Here is a 16350-nt window from a genome sequence, read left to right on the forward strand (position 1 = left end):
GGGGAACTCGGGGCCGTCGCCTGGCGTTGTCACCAGCGGGAGGGTCCACTGGATCAGAGTGTTCCCCAGCTGCACGACTTGGAGGACGCACCGTGCACCGCCGGCACAACGGGCTCAGGACCGCCGTACTCCTCGGGGGACTGTCCGCACTCATCATCGTCATCGGCAGCTTCTTCGGCCGCGCGGGACTCGTCGTCGCGGTCCTGGTCGCTCTGGGGACGAACGCGTACGCGTACTGGAACAGCGACAAGCTGGCCCTGCGCGCGATGCGCGCCCGCCCGGTCAGCGAGTTCGAGGCGCCGGCGCTCTACCGGATGGTGCGGGAACTGTCCACGCAGGCCCGCCAGCCGATGCCCCGGCTGTACATCTCGCCGACGGAGGCCCCGAACGCCTTCGCCACGGGCCGCAACCCGCGCAACGCGGCCGTCTGCTGCACCGAGGGCATCCTGCGCCTGCTGGACGAGCGGGAGCTGCGCGGCGTCATCGGCCACGAACTGAGCCACGTCTACAACCGGGACATCCTCATCTCCTCGGTCGCCGGCGCGCTCGCCTCCGTGATCATGTTCCTGGTCAATTTCGCCTGGCTGATCCCGGTAGGCCGCTCGGACGACGACGACGGCCCCGGCCTGTTCGGCATGCTGCTGATCATGATCCTCGGCCCGCTCGCCGCCAGCCTGATCCAGCTGGCCATCAGCCGCTCGCGGGAGTACGAGGCGGACGCCTCCGGCGCCCAGCTCACCGGCGACCCGCTCGCCCTGGCCGGCGCCCTGCGCAAGCTGGAGACGGGCACCCGGCAACTGCCGCTGCCCCCCGAGCCCCGGATCGAGACGGCGAGCCACATGATGATCGCCAATCCCTTCCGCCCCGGCCAGGGGCTGTCCAAGATGTTCTCCACGCACCCGCCGATGGCGGAGCGCATCGCCCGGCTCGAGAAGATGGCGGGCGGCGACCGGTGAAGACCGCATCCGTATTCGTCGAGCAGGCGGCCGTCGTTCCCCACCCGATAATCCGCGCAAAACCCTGAGGCTGTCCGGGGGAAAACGCGGGCGTCACCGCGCGCCTGGGGATTGTCCGAGGCCCGCCCTCGCCATCCTGTGCTCTGGTAATGCGGCACCAGGGACGACGAAAGGTTGGCCGAGTGAAGTTCACCAAGCGGTTCGCCACGATCAGTACCGCCGCGATCACGGTGGTGCTCCTCAGTGCCGGCGGCGCACAGGCTCACGGCGACCCGGGACTCCTGTCCCGCCTGGGCGTCACGTCGCTGCTCCAGGCCCCCTACCGCGGGGCGCAGGGGGGCGCCGACACGCAGAGCACCACGAACACCACCACGAAAAACAATACCAACAACAATAACAACAACAATGCCGGCGGGGTGAACAACAACAACAATAACAACAACAACGGGGACCGGAACACGAATAACAACACCAACAACAACAACATCCTCGCCGGGCCCCAGACGCAAGGCGGCGGAGGACTTCTCTCGCTCCTCGGCGTCCCGCCGCTCCTTCAGATCTGCAACCCGACGGGACAGGCCGCCCACGGAAACAACACCTTCACCGGCAGCCAGAACCTCAACTGCAAATTCAGTTGAGATGACGAATCCGCCGCGAAGCCCTATTCGCGCCCGGGGTGGTGGAGCTTGCGGGCGGCTTCGTGCCGGGTGTGGACGTTGAGCTTGGTCAGTACGGCGCCCACGTGGTGCCCCGCGGTCTTCGGGCTGATGTAGAGGCGGACGGCGATCTCGGCGTCCGAGAGGCCCTCGTCCAGCAGTTTCAGGACGTCCATCTCCCGGTTGGTGAGCCGGTACGGATTGGCCCGGGTGGCCGGCCGCGGGCCCCGCCGGACCGGGCGGACACCGCGGGCCCGCATCAGGGAGCGGGCGCGAGCCACGGCCGGCCGGGCGCCGAGGGCCTCGAAGGCGGCCAGCGCCTGGCGCAGCGCGGGCGCGTCACCGGACAGACGGGCCAGCGCGGCGTCGTACGGGCAGCCGAGCCCGTCCCACCGGGCCGCGGCGCCGGCCCAGTCGCCCGCCAGTTCCAGCGCGTACGGTCCGGCCGCCGGGACCCGCGGAGGCTCTCCTCCGGCACGGCGGATCCAGCAGGCCAGGGGACCGGACAGCCAGGGATGGGTGCGCTCCCCGAGCGCGGCCAGACCGCGCCGGCCCTCGGCCTGGACCTGCTCCTGATCACCTGCCAGCCAGGCCGCCTCGACCCGGGCCTCCCACCCCAGGCCCGTGTCCAGCAGGCAGCCCTCATCGACCAGGCCCGCCGCCTGTGCCAGCGCCGGCCACACCTCGGGCCTGCCCTGGCGGGCCCGCACCAGGCCCAGCGCGGTCAGCGCGAGGGCCCGGGCGACCGGCGGCGAGCCCGGGTGGGACAGGACCTTCTCCGCGGCATCGGCGGCCTGTGGCCACAGGCCCCGGTGGAGCAGCCCCCAACTGCCCCAGGCCCTCGCGCACAGCAGGTAGGCCGGCAGGCCGCGATCGAGGCAGTAGGCCTCGGCCCGCCCCCCGGCGGCGGCCGAGCGGGCGGTGTCCCGCCGCAACGCGGCCAGCCAGCACAGGACGAGCGTCATGAGGCCCGTGTCGGGCGACAGGTCCCGCGCCTCCGCGTCGGACACCGCCCGCTCGCAGTCCTCCCAGCCGCGCCCCTCGCCCAGCACGCGCGCCGCCGCGGCATGGAAGCGTGCCTGGACGAGGACTCCCGGATCGCCGGAGCGCTCGCCCAGCGTGATCGCCTTCTCGGCGTGGGCGGCGACCACCGCCGCGCCCTCGTGCCCGTAACAGGCCAGTTGGCAGAGGTTCAGGTAGGCCCTCGCCAACTCGCGGCCCGGTGGGAGCCCTTCGAGCACCCGCACCGCGTCCAGGCCGGTCCGCCTGGCCTCGGCGGCCCGGCCGGCCGGCCACAACCAGCAGGACAGCCAGCGCAGGTCGTCCCCTTCGCGCAACCGGTCGCCGAGCGCACGGCGCAGCCACACCGCCGTACGGCGCGAAGTGATCCCCTCGTCCAGCTGGCTGGACAGCAGACACGCCTGGGAGTGGCCTTCCAGCAGGGAGATCCGTCGCTCGGGCGGCAGGCGGTCGGCGTGCCGCAGGGCACGGGCGTACTGGGCGGCGGCCTCCCGGTGCGCGCCGTGCGCGGCGGCACGGACGGCCGCCGCGGGCGCGTACTCCAACACGGCGGCGGGGTCCCCGGCGCCGTCGGCGTGATCCGCGAGCAGCGGCAGGTCCTCCGCGGAGACCGGCCCGGACCGCATCGCCGCCAGCACCTGCCGGTGGACCCGCAGGCGGTAGGCGGCCGGCACGGCCTCCCGCACCGCCAGCCGGGTCAGCTCGTGGCGGAACTCCGTCACCTGCCCGTGCGTCCGCACGATTCCGCGGGCCGCGGCCTCGTCCAGGGCCTCCTCGGGGGCCGGCAGGAGGCCGTCCAGCAGGGGCAGCGGGACCCGGGTGCCCAGGACGGCCAGGACGTCGACCACCTTGCGCGCCGGGCCCGACAGGTCCGCCAGGCGGCCAGCGACGGCCTCGCGCACCGTGGCGGGAACGGGTTCGGCGGGCGCGGCCAGGATCTCGGCGACCAGGAACGGGTTGCCGGCCGAGAGGCGGTACAGCTGCTCGGCGTCCACGGTGCGCCCTGTGGCCAGCCGGGCGACGGCCTCGCGGCTCAGGGGGGCGAGATCGTGCCGGTACACCCACGGATAGCCGGCGAGGGTGCCGAGGAGGGCGGTCAGGCCGTGGGTGCGGCCGATCTCGTCGTCACGGTACGTGGCCAGCACCAGCGCCGGAACGCCCGGCAGGCGCCGGGCCAGGTACCGCAGCAGGTCCATCGTGGCCTCGTCGGCCCAGTGGACGTCCTCGACGACCAGCAGGCTGGGGTACGCGCTCAGGTCGGCGAGCAGACAGTCGTAGACCTCGTCGGAACGGCCGGTGCCGGTCAGCGTGTCCGTCAGGGCGGTGCGCACCTCCCGGCCCAGGCGCGGTGCCAGGTCCAGCAGGGGGCCCAGGGGCCGCGGTGTGGCGAGCGGGTCGCAGGCGCCGATCACGACGCGGACGTGGGGGTCGGCCAGCTGGGCCAGGCGGTGGACGACGGCGGTCTTACCGATGCCGGCCTCGCCGCGGACAAGGGCCAGGCGTCCAGGGCCGCTCACGGCTGCCTTCAGGTGACCGGCGAGGTCCTGTAGCACGGCCTCTCGCTCTAGAAGGTCCATCACCAGCAGTTTCCCCCCGCGCCGGGAGCCGCGCAAAAGATCCAGACCGATCAAGAGTCCCGCGCTGGTGGAGCGTTGTGGTGGGCTGCCGGGCGGCACCTGGGGTGTGCCGGGGTCGGAAGTGGGGTGTGCCGGGTGGAACTTGGGGCGCTCACCCGATGCGCCCGCCGTCCACGGCTGGGCACGCTGGCTGGAGAGTTCACCCCCGAAATGGACTGCGATCCGGGACGTCCATGCCCACGGAAGGGAAACATCATGGCGAAGAAGTACGCCAAGCGCGCGGCCCTGATAGCCGCATCGGCAGCTCTGGCCGCAGGAGGCGCCCTGGCACCGTCGAGCGCCTTCGCCGCCCCGGCACCCACCGGAATCCACGCGATGGCACCGAGCGACCACGGCGGACACCACCACAACAACAACAATAACAACAACAATAACAACGGCGGCAGGGGCGGGAACAACAACAATAACAACAACAACAACGGCGGAGGCGGAAACAACAACAACAATAACAACAACAACGGCGGCAGGGGCGGAAACAACAACAATAACAACAACAACAACGGCGGCAGGGGTGGGAACAACAACAATAACAACAATAACAACGGCGGAGGTGGGAACAACAACAACAATAATAACAATAACGGCGGTGGCGGGAACAACAACAACAATAACAACAATAACGGCGGTGGGGGGAACAACAACAATAACAACAACAACGGCTGAACTTGAGAGTCCGGCGGCCGGGTGCCCGAAGCCTCCTGGCCGCCGTACTGCCACGGGCTGATGAGAATACGGCGAGCGGCCTCACGTGCAGGCGATCTCGCGGTGGCGATGACCTGCTGCATCACGCTGGGCGCATGGGGTGCCGCGACAGGTGAGGCGCGTGGAGCGAGCGGCTCACCCGCGAAGTCGACGACTCGGTGCTATGCGACGCGGGCCCACCCGGACGATGTCGTGTGCTACCGGAATTCCTGGAAGGCGGAGTTCAGGCACGGCGAAGTGGTGTACGTGCCTTTCCTGGTCCAGGTTCCCGAGCCTCCGCATCCGCCGCCCGCGCTGCTCGTGGACAGCCTGAACGGAGTCCGCCCGAGTGATACGGCGGGCTGAGTTCAGCGCCCGCCGAACGCCTGATCCGTGGGTACGACCTCCTGTCCCAGCGGCATGAGCGAGAGCGGAATGAGCTTGAGGTTGGCCCAGCCGAAGGGAATTCCGACGATCGAGAGGAACAGCGGGATGCTCGTGATCAGGTGGGCCAACGCCAGCCACCAGCCCGCGAAGACGATCCAGATGACGTTGCCGACGAACGACGGCGCCCCGGCGCCGGGCTGCCGCACGGTGGTACGGCCGAAGGGCCAGAGGACGAACCCGGCGATGCGCAGCGACGCGATGCCGAACGGGATCGTGATGATCAGGACGAAGCAGATGAGGGCGGCGATCAGGTAACCGATCGCCATCCACAGCCCGCAGAAGACGAGCCACAGGATGTTGAGCAGCAGGTTGAACACCTTCATGACCGGTACCTCTCCAGGCAGCTCGGTCGGCGTGCCTGCTACGCCCAGTATCGGCGGATCACGCGCTCAGGAGGAAGTGGACCGCTCTTGAGCGAAGCGCGCGGTGAGGCGCACGCGGGCGTACGCCCGTACGTCACTCCGGGTGCCGTCCCGGCCGCCATCGTTGTACGCAGTAGACCGCCACGCCCATCGCGAGGACGCCGGCGCCCACGGCGATCGAGACCGCGGGCAGCGCGAACGCCAGCGTGGCGCAGCCCAGCAGGCCCACCGCGGGCACCACGCGCGAGCGCGGAGGCGCGCCCAGCGTCCAGGCCGAGGCGTTGGCGACGGCGTAGTAGACCAGCACACCGAAGGACGAGAAGCCGATCGCGCCGCGCACGTCGACCGTCGCGGCCAGGACGGCGACCACCGCGCCCACGGCCAGTTCCGCCCGGTGCGGCACCCGGAAGCGCGGGTGCACGGCCGCCAGCGCGCCCGGCAGGTGCCCGTCCCGGGCCATGGCGAGCGTCGTACGCGAGACGCCGAGGATCAGGGCGAGCAGCGAGCCCAGCGCGGCCACCGCGGCTCCGGCCCGCACCACGGGCACGAGTCCCGGCGCCCCGGCCACCCGGACCGCGTCGGCCAGCGGCGCCGCCGCCTGCCCGAGCCGGCCCGCGCCGAGCACGGCGAGCACGGCGACGGCCACGCACGCGTACACCGCCAGCGTGATGCCCAGGGCCAGCGGGACCGCCCGTGGGATCGTGCGCGCCGGATCGCGCACCTCCTCTCCGAGGGTGGCGATCCGCGCGTACCCGGCGAACGCGAAGAACAGCAGTCCGGCCGCCTGGAGCACCCCGCCGGCACCCGTCGACAGGCCGATGTCCAGCCGTCCCGCGCCGGCCCGTGGGGAGGTCAGGCACACCACGACCACGGCCGCCAGCACGGCCAGGACGGCGGCGACGACCGCCCGCGTCAGCCACGCGGACTTCTGGATCCCGCCGTAATCGACCGCGGTCAGGGCCACCACCGCCGCGACCGCCACCGTGTGCGCCTGCCCCGGCCACACGTACGCACCCACGGTCAGCGCCATGGCCGCGCAGGAGGCCGTCTTGCCGACCACGAAGGCCCAGCCGGCCAGGTATCCCCAGAAGGGACCCAGCCGCTCCCTGCCGTACACGTACGTGCCGCCGGAAGCCGGGTAACGGGCGGCGAGCCGGGCAGAGGACATGGCGTTGCAGTAGGCCACGACCGCGGCGAGGGCGAGACCCGGCAGCAGCCCCGACCCGGCCGCCCGCGCGGCCGGCCCGAGGGCCGAGAAGACGCCGGCGCCGATCATCGAGCCGAGTCCGACGACGACGGCGTCCCGCACGCCCAGGGTCCGGCGGAGCCGGGCATCGGTCCGTGTCATGGGCCGCACCCTACTGATCGCGGCAACCGGCGGGTGGCCCCGTGACGTCCTCTTCATCGACACGGCACGAACACGCGCACGACGCGCAGCGGGTCCGGGAGCCGGAACTCCCAGGGAACCGACGGTGCGGACACAGCGCGGAAGGGCAGGTTCACGGCATGAGCATCATCGGTTGGATCATCCTCGGACTGCTGGCCGGAGCCATCGCCAAGGTCCTCCTGCCGGGACGCGACCCCGGCGGCTTCATCGGTACGACCCTCATCGGCATCGCGGGCGCGTTCATCGGCGGCTGGATATCGGCCCGCTGGCTGGACCACCCCGTCAGCAAGCACTTCTACGACGGTGCCACCTGGGCCGCCGCCATCGGCGGCTCCCTGGTGCTGCTGATCGTCTACCGGATCCTGTTCGGCAACTCACGCGACTGAGCGCGCGGCGCGGAGGCACGCGGGGTACGGCGGACGAGAGGGTGGGCACCGCACCGCGCGGTTCCGCGCCGCGGGGCGCGGGATGCCCACCCTTCGTTCTCTGTGGCGGTGGTTCCTACCGGTAGTTGACGAACTGCAGGGCGAAGTCGAAGTCCTTGCCCTTCAGGAGGGCGATGACGGCCTGGAGGTCGTCGCGGCTCTTGGAGCTGACGCGCAGCTCGTCGCCCTGGACCTGGGCCTTGACGCCCTTGGGGCCCTCGTCGCGGATGATCTTCGCCACCTTCTTGGCGTTCTCCTGGGAGATGCCCTCCTGGATCGACGCGAAGATCTTGTACTCCTTGCCGGAGAGCTGCGGCTCGCCCGCTTCCAGGGCCTTCAGCGAGATACCGCGCTTGATGAGCTTCGACTGGAAGACGTCGAGGACAGCCTTCACCCGGTCCTCGGAGTTCGCCTCCATGAGGATCTTCTCACCGGACCACGAGATCGAGGCCCCCACGCCCTTGAAGTCGTAGCGCTGCGAGATCTCCTTGGCGGCCTGGTTGAGGGCGTTGTCGACCTCCTGCCGCTCGACCTTCGAGACGATGTCGAAACTGGAGTCGGCCATGTCCTGTGGCTCCTTGTATCGGGGTGCGGGTGCGTATCGGGTGCGTGCCGGCGTGCGCGGCGGCCTCCGCCGGGCCCGGTGGAGTGCCGGTCCGCATCCGCACCAGCCTAGCCACCCCGTGCTCCGCCGGGCGGAGATCAACCGGGTGGCGAAGCACCCCCGGGCATCGGGTATTGTTTACGTCGTTGCCGGGGAGCCCCGCCGAAAGCGGGTTCGAAGCGGCAGCACTACCCGGCGGTGTGCCCGAGCGGCCAAAGGGAGCAGACTGTAAATCTGCCGGCTCAGCCTTCCCAGGTTCGAATCCTGGCGCCGCCACACGGGAGCGAGGCCCCGTGATCTGCGAAAGCAGGTCACGGGGCCTTCGTCGTTGTCTGGAGCGCCGTGTCGGCGGGTCGGGGTACCGCTGTCGCGCCCCGGCCCCGCACCTCAGTAGAATCGAACGTGTGAACGAGGACCGTCCGCTGACGCGTCTCGACATGCTGCGCTTCGCCCGCCGCGTCGTCGAACACCAGGCCGCCAGGCAGCTCGCGCTGATGGACCGGTGGATCGCCGACGAGGAACGCCGGGAGGCCGGACGGCAGCGCCGTGCCGGCGCCCGGCGGGCCGTCGCGGAGTGGGCCGTCGAGCGCGGTCTCAACGGCCGAAGCGCGGTGTACGTCCACGTCGGCGGCTGTACGGGCGCCGGCGGCGGGCGGGCCAAGGGCGTCGGCCGGGAGCAGGCGGTACGGGCCCTCACCGAGGAAGGAGTCCCCGCGTGCCCGCTGTGCCGGCCGGACACCGCGCTGGGGATTCTCGAATGACCGGCCCGGGTGCGGGCCCAGCCGGTCCGGATGATGCTGGAGCCATGGCCGGGAAACGACCCATCATCGTGCACCTGCCGTCCCCGACCGGCGGTCGCCGGGTCCGGGTGGACGGCGAGATCCTCGGCCTCGCGCACAACGTGCGGGACCTGGTGGAGTTCCTGCGCCGGGCGGGGCTGGAGATCGAGCCGGAGGAGGTGGCCGACTCGCCGCTGATCGACTGGCGCGGAATGGGCCCCGAGCGGTGGGAGGCGGAGACCCGGACCTGATCACACCGCCGTCGCCGCCGGGGGAGAGGTACGCCGACCGCCCGCTCGGGCACACTGACGGCATGTCCTCCCGACGCAGAACCTGCCCCGTGTGCCACCGCGACATCGCCGTCGTCGCGGGCCGCTTCGCACGGCACGACCCGCCCGGGGCGCGGGAGAACGGGGAACTCGTCTCCTGCGCCGGGTCGCGACAGCCGGCGCAACTCGGGGCGGCGCAGCCGTCCTTGGACGGGTACGCCGTGCCGGACTTTCCCGGGCAGCTGCCGCTGTTCTGAGGGCCTGACGGGCCGGCGGCAGGCGGGGCGGGGTTCCCACGGCTCGTCAGGACGCGGGCGGGGAGGGCGAGGAGGGCCGAGGCAGGCCCGACAGCTCAACGGCCGGCGGCCCCGCTCAGTTCCCGGCCACCGACTTCACCGCCACCGACACCGGCGTCGAACCGCTGATCAGCTCCAGCGTGAGACCGGACGTCGCCGGCGTGTCCACCAGTTCCGCGAGGACGGTCGCCACGTCGTCCCGGGGGATCGAGCCGCGCCCCGTGTGCGCCTCCAGCCGGACCAGGCCGGTGCCCGCGTCGTCCGTCAGCGCGCCCGGGCGCAGGATCGTCCAGTCCAGCGCCTCCTGCCGGGTGACGTAGGCGTCGGCCTCGCCCTTGGCACGCAGGTACACGTCGAAGACGTCGTCCCCCCGGTGCGCGGGATCCGCTCCCATCGACGACACCACCACGAAGCGGCGCACGCGCGCGCGTACGGCCGCGTCCGCGAACAGCACCGCCGCGCCCCTGTCCACCGTGTCCTTGCGGGCCGCGCCGCTGCCCGGGCCCGCGCCGGCCGCGAACACCGCCGCGTCCGCGCCCTGGAGGTGCGCCGCGACCTCCTCCACCGAGGCGGACTCGAGGTCGAGCAGGACCGGTTCGGCGCCGGCCGCGCGCAGATCGTCGCCCTGCTCTGCTCTGCGGATGATGCCCGCCACCTCGTCCCCGCGCGCGGAGAGCACACGCTCCAGCCGCAGCGCGATCTGACCATGACCACCAGCGATGACAATGCGCATGGAACCGACCGTACGCCCGGCGAGCGGCATCCGCCGCACGAGTCGACCGCCGCGTTCCGGAGCACCACGAGCGTGGTCAGGCGGTGCCGTCGTGTGGGGCCGCGCGGCCCCCGGACGGCTCCCGCACCCACCCGCGCCGCCGCCCACTCAGGACAGTTCCCCTCGCCCCTGTCGCGGCAGACCCAGTTCCGCTGTGACCGCTGAGTTGCAGTACTCGCGGACCGCGCTCGTGCGGGCCACGACCCGGCCGCGGTGGACGACGATCCGGCTGTAGGCGAGGGACAGCGCGCCGGGGAGGTGGTCGCCGCGTACGGCCAGCAGTTCGGCCGGGAACCCCGCTTCCACCCGGACCTCCGGCAGGCCCAGCACCGCGCGTGCCGAGGCGCACACCGCGTCGTAGGCGTCCTCGGGGCGCAGGCCGTGGGCGGAGGCGAGGAGGTAGGCGGCCTCCAGCGGGTCGCCGCGGCCGACGGGGTTGGAGACGTCCCGCAGGGCACCGCTGCCGGCCGCCACCCGCACCCCGGCCGCACGCAGCAGCCGTACCGGCGCGGTGCCCCGCCGGTCGGCGCCGCCGCAGCCGCCCTGGGGCAGGCACACGACCGTCACCCCGGCCGCCGCGAGCTGGTCGGCCACGCGGGAAGCGGCATTGCTGGGCAGGCGCGCGAGACCGGCGCACGGTCCGATCGTCACGCCGGGGCGCAGGCCCCCCGCCATCGCCGCGAGCCGGGAGAGCCGGGCCGGGTCGGCGGCGTCCGTGTGCAGGTCCACGGGGCAGCCGTGTTCGGAGGCCACCTCCAGGACCGTCTCCACGTAGCCCGTGGGATCGGGGTCCAGGTCCGGGCAGCCGCCCACCACACCGGCGCCCATCTTCACCGCGTCCCGCAGCATCGCGAGCCCGTCGGCCCCGGCCACCCCGGTCAGCAGCCGGGGCATCGCCACCGCCGTCAGTTCCGCCAGCCCGCGCAGCGACCGGCGCGCCTGGAGGACCGCGCCCAGCGCGCCGAGCCCCTGGACGTCGCCCACGCGCACGTGCGCGCGTACCGCTGTCGCCCCGTGCCCGAGCTGGAGCAGGGCCGCCTCCGTGGCCCGGCGCTGGACGTCCTCGGGGGCGTACGACGCGGGGCCGGACTGTTCGGCGGACAGGGCCGTGTCGCCGTGGGCGTGCGGTTCGGCCGGCGCCGGCAGGAGCAGGTAGCCGCTCAGGTCCACGCGCGTGGCGCTGGTGCGGGCCGGGCCCGGCGCGAGACTGCCGGTGGTGCCCACGGCCTCGATGCGCCCGCCGCCCAGCCGCACGTCCACCGTCCGGCCGTCGGTGAGGCGTGCCCCGCAGAGCAGGAGCGCGGCCTGGTCGGAGGGCCCGGAGGACCCCGACGGGTTCGACGGCGGTTGCGGCTGCGGCTGGCTGTCGGGCATCGCGCTCCAGGTGGGGGGCCGGGGGGCGGGCGGGCCGGCGTGGGGGAATCGGGGCCGTCCACCGCCCCAAGATCACGCAGAGTGAGTCGAGCCTAGGACGACGAGCCGCGCGGGACGCGGAGGAGCGCAATAGTCGTACCGGCGTGGTCCGCCCCGGACGTCACACGGACCGCCCACGCGCGCGGGCGATCGGTGATCGCGCCGCGTCTCCAGGGGCCCGAGGGGCCGCCGAGTTCGCCGCGGGGAGGGTTCCGCCGGGCGGCGGGATACGGATTTGGGTGAACGGCTGCGGACCGTGTAATGTCTTCATCGCTCGCCCCAATAGCTCAGTCGGCAGAGCGTCTCCATGGTAAGGAGAAGGTCAACGGTTCGATTCCGTTTTGGGGCTCTGGTGTGAGAGGTTCCCGCCGCGAGGCGGGGGCTGATCTCATCAAAGCGGTGTAGCTCAGTCGGTAGAGCAAGCGGCTCATAATCGCTGTGTCACCGGTTCAAGTCCGGTCACCGCTACTGACAGTAGCCGATTGCGGGGTCGGTCCTTCGATCGGCTACTCTTTCTTGCGTTGAACAAGTCCACCCGTTCGTCATAGGAGCACTCACGTGGCTGCCACCGACGTCCGCCCGAAGATCACGCTGGCCTGCGTGGAGTGCAAGGAGCGGAACTACATCACCAAGAAGAACCGGCGTAACAACCCGGACCGTCTTGAGATGAAGAAGCACTGCCCGCGTTGCAACGCGCACACCGCGCACCGCGAAACGCGATAATCAGGCTCGACCGTGAGGCCGTCCCCTTCCGAGGGGGCGGCCTCACGGCGTTTCCCCGGCTCGGCACCCAGCCCGCCGTACCCGCCCGCCGCGCCGCCTCCGTGCGCGTCCCGCGGCGGGTTTCCGGCTAATTTGGGGCCAGCACAGCAGACATCAGGAGGTGCCGGGCCATGGCGCTCGACCAGTCCTTCGTGGGACGGACCTACCCGCCCACCGCGCCCTACGAGGTGGGCCGGGAGAAGATCCGGGAGTTCGCCGAGGCGGTGGGCGAGACCAACCCGGTGTACACGGACCCCGAGGCCGCCAAGGCGTTCGGTCACTCCGACGTGATCGCCCCGCCGACCTTCGTGTTCTCCATCACCTTCCGCGCGGCGGGCCAGGTCGTCGAGGATCCCCAGCTGGGGCTCGACTACAGCCGCGTGGTGCACGGCGACCAGAAGTTCGCCTACGCCCGCCCGGTGCGCGCCGGCGACCGGCTCACGGTCACCTCCACGATCGAGGCGATCAAGTCCCTCGCGGGCAACGACATCCTGGACATCCGCGGTGAGGTGCACGACGAGGCCGGCGAGCACGTCGTGACCGCCTGGACCAAGCTCGTGGCCCGCGCGGCCGAGGAGGCGTGAGGACCCGATGACGGCGAAGATCGCCTACGACGAGGTCGAGGTCGGCACCGAGCTGCCGGCGCAGACGTTCCCCGTGACCCGCGCCACGCTCGTGCGCTACGCGGGCGCCTCCGGGGACTTCAACCCGATCCACTGGAACGAGAAGTTCGCCAAGGAGGTGGGCCTGCCGGACGTCATCGCGCACGGCATGTTCACCATGGCCGAGGCGATCCGCGTGGTCACCGACTGGACCGGCGACCCGGGCGCGGTCGTGGAGTACGGCGTCCGCTTCACCAAGCCCGTCGTCGTCCCGAACGACGACCACGGCGCCCTGATCGAGGTCAGCGCCAAGGTCGCGGCCAAGCTGGACGACAACACCGTGCGGGTGGACCTGACGGCGATGAGCGCCGGTCAGAAGGTGCTGGGCATGTCCCGGGCGGTCGTACGGCTCGCCTGACGGCCCGCGTGCCGCGTGAGAGGGGCGTCCTCCTTCGGGGGGCGCCCCTCGCGCACGCCGTCCTCCCGCACGGCTCCGCACACCCTTGACGGAGTTAGTGATTGAGCACTAACTTCGTGGCATGGCAAGGATGAGCGCAGAGGAGCGACGCGAGAGCGTCATCCGCGCGGCGACCGCCGAGTTCGCACGCGGCGGGTACCACGGCACCTCCACGGAGGCCATCGCCAAGCGGGTCGGCGTCTCCCAGCCGTACCTCTTCCGGCTCTTCCCGGGCAAGAAGGCGATCTTCCTCGCTGCGGCCGAACGCTGCGTGGAGGACACCATCCGGACCTTCGGGCGGGCGTCGGAGGGGCTGCGGGGCGAAGAGGCCCTGCACGCCATGGCCAACGCGTACACCAAGGTCATCGCGGAGCGGCCCGAGTGGCTGATGATGCAGATGCAGATGTACATCGCCGTGGCCGCCGCCGAGCAGGAGGGCGACCGGGAGTTCGGCGAGAGCGTACGGGCCGGCTGGATGCGGCTGTGGGACACCGTGCGGCTGGCGCTCGGCGCGGACGTCGACGAGACGACCGCCTTCCTGGCCCACGGGATGCTCATCAACTGCCTGGTGGCCATGGGTTTTCCGCCCGAGCACCGGGTGTGGGAGGGGCTCTATCCCTCGGCCCGGCTCACGGGTCGCCTGGAGGCGTAGGGACCTGGCCCTGTCGTCTCGGCGGGCACGAGCATGCGCACACCCATGCCCACAAAAGTTAGTCAGCAATAACTAACTACGATCCCCAGGGGGGACGATGGCACAGCAGACAGCACCACCCGTCACCGAACCGTCACGCGCGAGCGTGATATGGGCCCTCGTCATCACGAGCGTCGCCGGGTTCATGGCGTCCCTGGACAACCTCGTCGTCACCACCGCCCTGCCCTCCATCCGCGAGGACCTCGGCGGGGCGCTGGACGACCTGGAGTGGACGGTGAGCGCGTACACGCTCACCTTCGCCGTCCTGCTGATGTTCGGCGCCGCGCTCGGCGACCGCTTCGGACGCCGGAGGATGTTCATCGCCGGACTCGCCGTCTTCACCGGCGCGTCCGCCGCCGCGGCCATGGCCCCCGGCATCGACTCCCTGATCGCCGCCCGCGCGGTCCAGGGCGTCGGCGCGGCCGTGATGATGCCGCTCACGCTGACCCTGCTCACGGCGGCCGTGCCCGCGGCCCGGCGCGGGACGGTGTACGGCATCTGGGGCGCCGTCAACGGCCTCGCCGTCGCCTCCGGGCCGCTGATCGGAGGCAGCCTCACCGAGCACGTCTCCTGGCACTGGATCTTCTGGCTGAACGTCCCGCTGGGCCTCGCCGCGCTGCCGCTCGCCCGGCTGCGCCTCGCCGAGTCCCACGGCACCGGCGCCCGCCTCGACGTCCCCGGCACGCTCCTCGCCAGCGGCGGGCTCTTCGGGATCGTCTACGGCCTGGTCCGCGGGCCCGCCGACGGCTGGACCGACTCCGTGGTGCTGACCGCGCTCGGCGCGGGCGGGGCGTTGCTCGCGGGCTTCGTCGGCTACAGCTCCCGCGCGGCGCACCCGATGCTGCCCACGCGGCTGTTCCGCTCCCGGGCCTTCTCCGGGATCAACGCCGCCAGCCTGCTGATGTTCGTCGGCATGTTCGGCTCCATCTTCCTGCTCAGCCAGTACATGCAGGGCGTCCTCGGCTACTCGCCCACCGAGGCGGGACTGAGGATGCTGCCGTGGACCGGCATGCCGATGCTCGTCGCGCCCGTCGCGGGGCTCCTGTCCGACCGGATCGGCGGCCGGCCGGTCGTCGCCGCGGGCCTGTTCCTCCAGGCCGCCGGGCTCGGCTACATGGCCTGGGTCGTCACCACGGACGTCTCCTACGGCGCCCAGCTGCCCGGCCTCGTCATCAGCGGAGTCGGCATGGCCCTGTACTTCGCGCCGGCCGCCAGCCTGGTCATGGCCAGTGTGCGCCCGCAGGAGCAGGGGATCGCCTCCGGCGCCAACAACGCGCTGCGCGAGGTGGGCGGCGCGCTCGGCATCGCGGTGATGTCGTCGATCTTCTCCGCGCGGGGCGGCTACGAGTCCGCGCAGAGCTTCGTCGACGGTCTGCGGCCGGCCCTGGTCACCGGCTCGGCGGTGGTCGCCCTCGCCGCGGTCGCGGCCCTGGTGATCCCCGGGCGCCGCGGTGCCGTCCCCGCGGCCGGGGAGGCGCCCGCGCCGGTCCTCGAGACCGCCTCCCGCTGACCCGCCGCCACCGCGCGAGGAGCCCGCGATGCCCACGCTTCCCTGGACCGTGCCCCACCCGCCGCCCGCCGGCGCCGAGGCGCACGTCTCCGCCTCGCGCTTCGAGACCCGCACCCTGTGGGGCGCCCTCCGCTTCCTCGTCCGCACACCCGCCGTCTGGCGGCAGGCCGGCCGCGCACCGGGCGCCTACGGGGCCGCCCTCAGGGCCCGGCCCCTGCGGCGGACCTTCTGGACCCTGTCTGCCCGGGAGTCGGCCGCCGCGCTCCGGGAGTTCGCCCGCTCCGGAGCCCACCGGCCGACGTCCCGCGCCCTGGCGGACCAGATGCGCGACGTCCGGTTCACCACCTGGCAGACCTCCGCCGACGGCCTCCCGGTGAGCTGGGAGGAGGCGACACGGCGACTGACGTAGCCGTTGCCTGTGCAGGACAGGCAAGGACAGCACCGCACGCGCGCGTGGACCTGTGGCCCGCGGGGGAGGTCGACGCGTGCGTGTGTTTTCGGGGGCGGGGGGAACGGGTGCGTGCCCGGTGGTGGGCAGGGTGCGGTCCGGGAGCGCGCTGCTGTGCGTGCCGCGTGGGCAGCCTGGTGGCGCCGCGGGGGAGGCACGCGCGTGCGTGCGCCGCC

Annotated in this window: 19 protein-coding genes and 3 tRNA genes; 16 read left to right on the top strand and 6 right to left on the bottom strand. The window is 72.2% G+C overall.

Annotated features, from left to right (window positions below):
- Positions 1-92 precede the first annotated feature (92 nt).
- Together htpX and ACZ5DC_RS13210 are read left to right on the top strand one after the other, a co-directional pair.
- Positions 93-956, top strand: coding sequence for a zinc metalloprotease HtpX (gene htpX, locus ACZ5DC_RS13205; RefSeq protein ID WP_468652250.1), 864 nt, complete (start codon positions 93-95; stop codon positions 954-956).
- A 182-nt stretch (positions 957-1138) separates the two neighbouring features.
- The gene (locus tag ACZ5DC_RS13210; protein ID WP_468652252.1) at positions 1139-1594 is read left to right on the top strand and encodes a hypothetical protein; all 456 of its coding nucleotides are present in this window, start codon (positions 1139-1141) and stop codon (positions 1592-1594) included.
- A gap of 23 nt (positions 1595-1617) precedes the next feature.
- On the opposite strand, the gene ACZ5DC_RS13215 is transcribed toward ACZ5DC_RS13210, so the two are convergent.
- On the bottom strand, positions 1618-4149 hold the full coding sequence (locus ACZ5DC_RS13215) for an ATP-binding protein (RefSeq protein WP_468652254.1): 2532 nt from the start codon (positions 4147-4149) through the stop codon (positions 1618-1620).
- 315 nt (positions 4150-4464) lie between these two features.
- Between ACZ5DC_RS13215 and ACZ5DC_RS13220 the strand changes: the two genes are divergently transcribed.
- Positions 4465-4932: a hypothetical protein gene (locus ACZ5DC_RS13220; RefSeq protein ID WP_468652256.1), complete on the top strand. Its 468-nt coding sequence runs from the start codon at positions 4465-4467 to the stop codon at positions 4930-4932.
- A gap of 386 nt (positions 4933-5318) precedes the next feature.
- Here ACZ5DC_RS13220 and ACZ5DC_RS13225 read toward each other — a convergent pair whose 3' ends face one another.
- Positions 5319-5720: a YccF domain-containing protein gene (locus tag ACZ5DC_RS13225; RefSeq protein WP_468652258.1), complete on the bottom strand. Its 402-nt coding sequence runs from the start codon at positions 5718-5720 to the stop codon at positions 5319-5321.
- A gap of 133 nt (positions 5721-5853) precedes the next feature.
- Positions 5854-7107 (bottom strand): APC family permease, encoded by a 1254-nt coding sequence (locus ACZ5DC_RS13230; protein ID WP_468652260.1) that lies wholly within the window; start codon positions 7105-7107, stop codon positions 5854-5856.
- A gap of 158 nt (positions 7108-7265) precedes the next feature.
- Here ACZ5DC_RS13230 and ACZ5DC_RS13235 point away from each other — a divergent pair, with 158 nt between their 5' ends.
- On the top strand, positions 7266-7532 hold the full coding sequence (locus tag ACZ5DC_RS13235; protein ID WP_361466213.1) for a GlsB/YeaQ/YmgE family stress response membrane protein: 267 nt from the start codon (positions 7266-7268) through the stop codon (positions 7530-7532).
- Between the two features lie 115 nt (positions 7533-7647).
- Here the strand turns inward: ACZ5DC_RS13235 and ACZ5DC_RS13240 are convergent, their stop codons facing one another.
- Complete coding sequence (locus ACZ5DC_RS13240; RefSeq protein ID WP_356147287.1) at positions 7648-8136, bottom strand: YajQ family cyclic di-GMP-binding protein; 489 nt, start codon at positions 8134-8136, stop codon at positions 7648-7650.
- A 233-nt stretch (positions 8137-8369) separates the two neighbouring features.
- Here ACZ5DC_RS13240 and ACZ5DC_RS13245 point away from each other — a divergent pair.
- From ACZ5DC_RS13245 to ACZ5DC_RS13260, 4 genes are all read left to right on the top strand, one after another.
- A tRNA-Tyr gene (locus tag ACZ5DC_RS13245) sits at positions 8370-8451 on the top strand.
- Between the two features lie 128 nt (positions 8452-8579).
- Positions 8580-8936 (top strand): DUF6233 domain-containing protein, encoded by a 357-nt coding sequence (locus tag ACZ5DC_RS13250; RefSeq protein ID WP_468652263.1) that lies wholly within the window; start codon positions 8580-8582, stop codon positions 8934-8936.
- Between the two features lie 44 nt (positions 8937-8980).
- Positions 8981-9205 carry a hypothetical protein gene (locus ACZ5DC_RS13255; protein ID WP_468652265.1) on the top strand — a complete coding sequence of 75 codons (225 nt, stop codon included), beginning with the start codon at positions 8981-8983 and terminating at the stop codon, positions 9203-9205.
- A 62-nt stretch (positions 9206-9267) separates the two neighbouring features.
- Positions 9268-9480 (top strand): hypothetical protein, encoded by a 213-nt coding sequence (locus ACZ5DC_RS13260; RefSeq protein WP_366748541.1) that lies wholly within the window; start codon positions 9268-9270, stop codon positions 9478-9480.
- A gap of 115 nt (positions 9481-9595) precedes the next feature.
- Here the strand turns inward: ACZ5DC_RS13260 and ACZ5DC_RS13265 are convergent, their stop codons facing one another.
- Together ACZ5DC_RS13265 and ACZ5DC_RS13270 are read right to left on the bottom strand one after the other, a co-directional pair.
- Entirely contained in the window at positions 9596-10252 is a 657-nt protein-coding gene (locus ACZ5DC_RS13265; protein WP_366748542.1) for an NAD(P)H-binding protein, read from the bottom strand.
- A 147-nt stretch (positions 10253-10399) separates the two neighbouring features.
- The gene (locus ACZ5DC_RS13270; protein WP_468652267.1) at positions 10400-11665 is read right to left on the bottom strand and encodes an amidohydrolase family protein; all 1266 of its coding nucleotides are present in this window, start codon (positions 11663-11665) and stop codon (positions 10400-10402) included.
- A 315-nt stretch (positions 11666-11980) separates the two neighbouring features.
- Here ACZ5DC_RS13270 and ACZ5DC_RS13275 point away from each other — a divergent pair.
- From ACZ5DC_RS13275 to ACZ5DC_RS13310, 8 genes are all read left to right on the top strand, one after another.
- Positions 11981-12053 (top strand) — tRNA-Thr (locus ACZ5DC_RS13275).
- A 46-nt stretch (positions 12054-12099) separates the two neighbouring features.
- Positions 12100-12172 (top strand) — tRNA-Met (locus tag ACZ5DC_RS13280).
- Between the two features lie 90 nt (positions 12173-12262).
- The gene (gene rpmG / locus ACZ5DC_RS13285) at positions 12263-12427 is read left to right on the top strand and encodes a 50S ribosomal protein L33 (protein WP_003948671.1); all 165 of its coding nucleotides are present in this window, start codon (positions 12263-12265) and stop codon (positions 12425-12427) included.
- Between the two features lie 170 nt (positions 12428-12597).
- Positions 12598-13050, top strand: a complete 453-nt coding sequence (locus ACZ5DC_RS13290; RefSeq protein ID WP_171153719.1) for a MaoC family dehydratase N-terminal domain-containing protein — start codon at positions 12598-12600, stop codon at positions 13048-13050.
- 7 nt (positions 13051-13057) lie between these two features.
- Complete coding sequence (locus tag ACZ5DC_RS13295) at positions 13058-13486, top strand: MaoC family dehydratase (RefSeq protein WP_171153717.1); 429 nt, start codon at positions 13058-13060, stop codon at positions 13484-13486.
- 121 nt (positions 13487-13607) lie between these two features.
- On the top strand, positions 13608-14177 hold the full coding sequence (locus ACZ5DC_RS13300) for a TetR/AcrR family transcriptional regulator (protein WP_468652270.1): 570 nt from the start codon (positions 13608-13610) through the stop codon (positions 14175-14177).
- A gap of 97 nt (positions 14178-14274) precedes the next feature.
- Positions 14275-15726, top strand: a complete 1452-nt coding sequence (locus tag ACZ5DC_RS13305; protein ID WP_468652272.1) for an MFS transporter — start codon at positions 14275-14277, stop codon at positions 15724-15726.
- A gap of 28 nt (positions 15727-15754) precedes the next feature.
- Positions 15755-16135, top strand: coding sequence for a DUF3291 domain-containing protein (locus ACZ5DC_RS13310; protein WP_468652274.1), 381 nt, complete (start codon positions 15755-15757; stop codon positions 16133-16135).
- Positions 16136-16350: the final 215 nt, after the last annotated feature.

The organism is Streptomyces sp. NPDC031445 (assembly GCF_055581365.1).

Coding starts and splice junctions, on each gene's coding strand:
- ACZ5DC_RS13220 (WP_468652256.1), top strand. CDS start 4,465: ATGGCGAAGAAGTACGCCAAGCGCGCGGCCCTGATAGCCGCATCGGCA.
- ACZ5DC_RS13225 (WP_468652258.1), bottom strand. CDS start 5,720: ATGAAGGTGTTCAACCTGCTGCTCAACATCCTGTGGCTCGTCTTCTGC.
- ACZ5DC_RS13230 (WP_468652260.1), bottom strand. CDS start 7,107: ATGACACGGACCGATGCCCGGCTCCGCCGGACCCTGGGCGTGCGGGAC.
- ACZ5DC_RS13235 (WP_361466213.1), top strand. CDS start 7,266: ATGAGCATCATCGGTTGGATCATCCTCGGACTGCTGGCCGGAGCCATC.
- ACZ5DC_RS13240 (WP_356147287.1), bottom strand. CDS start 8,136: ATGGCCGACTCCAGTTTCGACATCGTCTCGAAGGTCGAGCGGCAGGAG.
- ACZ5DC_RS13255 (WP_468652265.1), top strand. CDS start 8,981: ATGGCCGGGAAACGACCCATCATCGTGCACCTGCCGTCCCCGACCGGC.
- ACZ5DC_RS13260 (WP_366748541.1), top strand. CDS start 9,268: ATGTCCTCCCGACGCAGAACCTGCCCCGTGTGCCACCGCGACATCGCC.
- ACZ5DC_RS13265 (WP_366748542.1), bottom strand. CDS start 10,252: ATGCGCATTGTCATCGCTGGTGGTCATGGTCAGATCGCGCTGCGGCTG.
- ACZ5DC_RS13270 (WP_468652267.1), bottom strand. CDS start 11,665: ATGCCCGACAGCCAGCCGCAGCCGCAACCGCCGTCGAACCCGTCGGGG.
- ACZ5DC_RS13290 (WP_171153719.1), top strand. CDS start 12,598: ATGGCGCTCGACCAGTCCTTCGTGGGACGGACCTACCCGCCCACCGCG.
- ACZ5DC_RS13295 (WP_171153717.1), top strand. CDS start 13,058: ATGACGGCGAAGATCGCCTACGACGAGGTCGAGGTCGGCACCGAGCTG.
- ACZ5DC_RS13300 (WP_468652270.1), top strand. CDS start 13,608: ATGGCAAGGATGAGCGCAGAGGAGCGACGCGAGAGCGTCATCCGCGCG.
- ACZ5DC_RS13305 (WP_468652272.1), top strand. CDS start 14,275: ATGGCACAGCAGACAGCACCACCCGTCACCGAACCGTCACGCGCGAGC.
- ACZ5DC_RS13310 (WP_468652274.1), top strand. CDS start 15,755: ATGCCCACGCTTCCCTGGACCGTGCCCCACCCGCCGCCCGCCGGCGCC.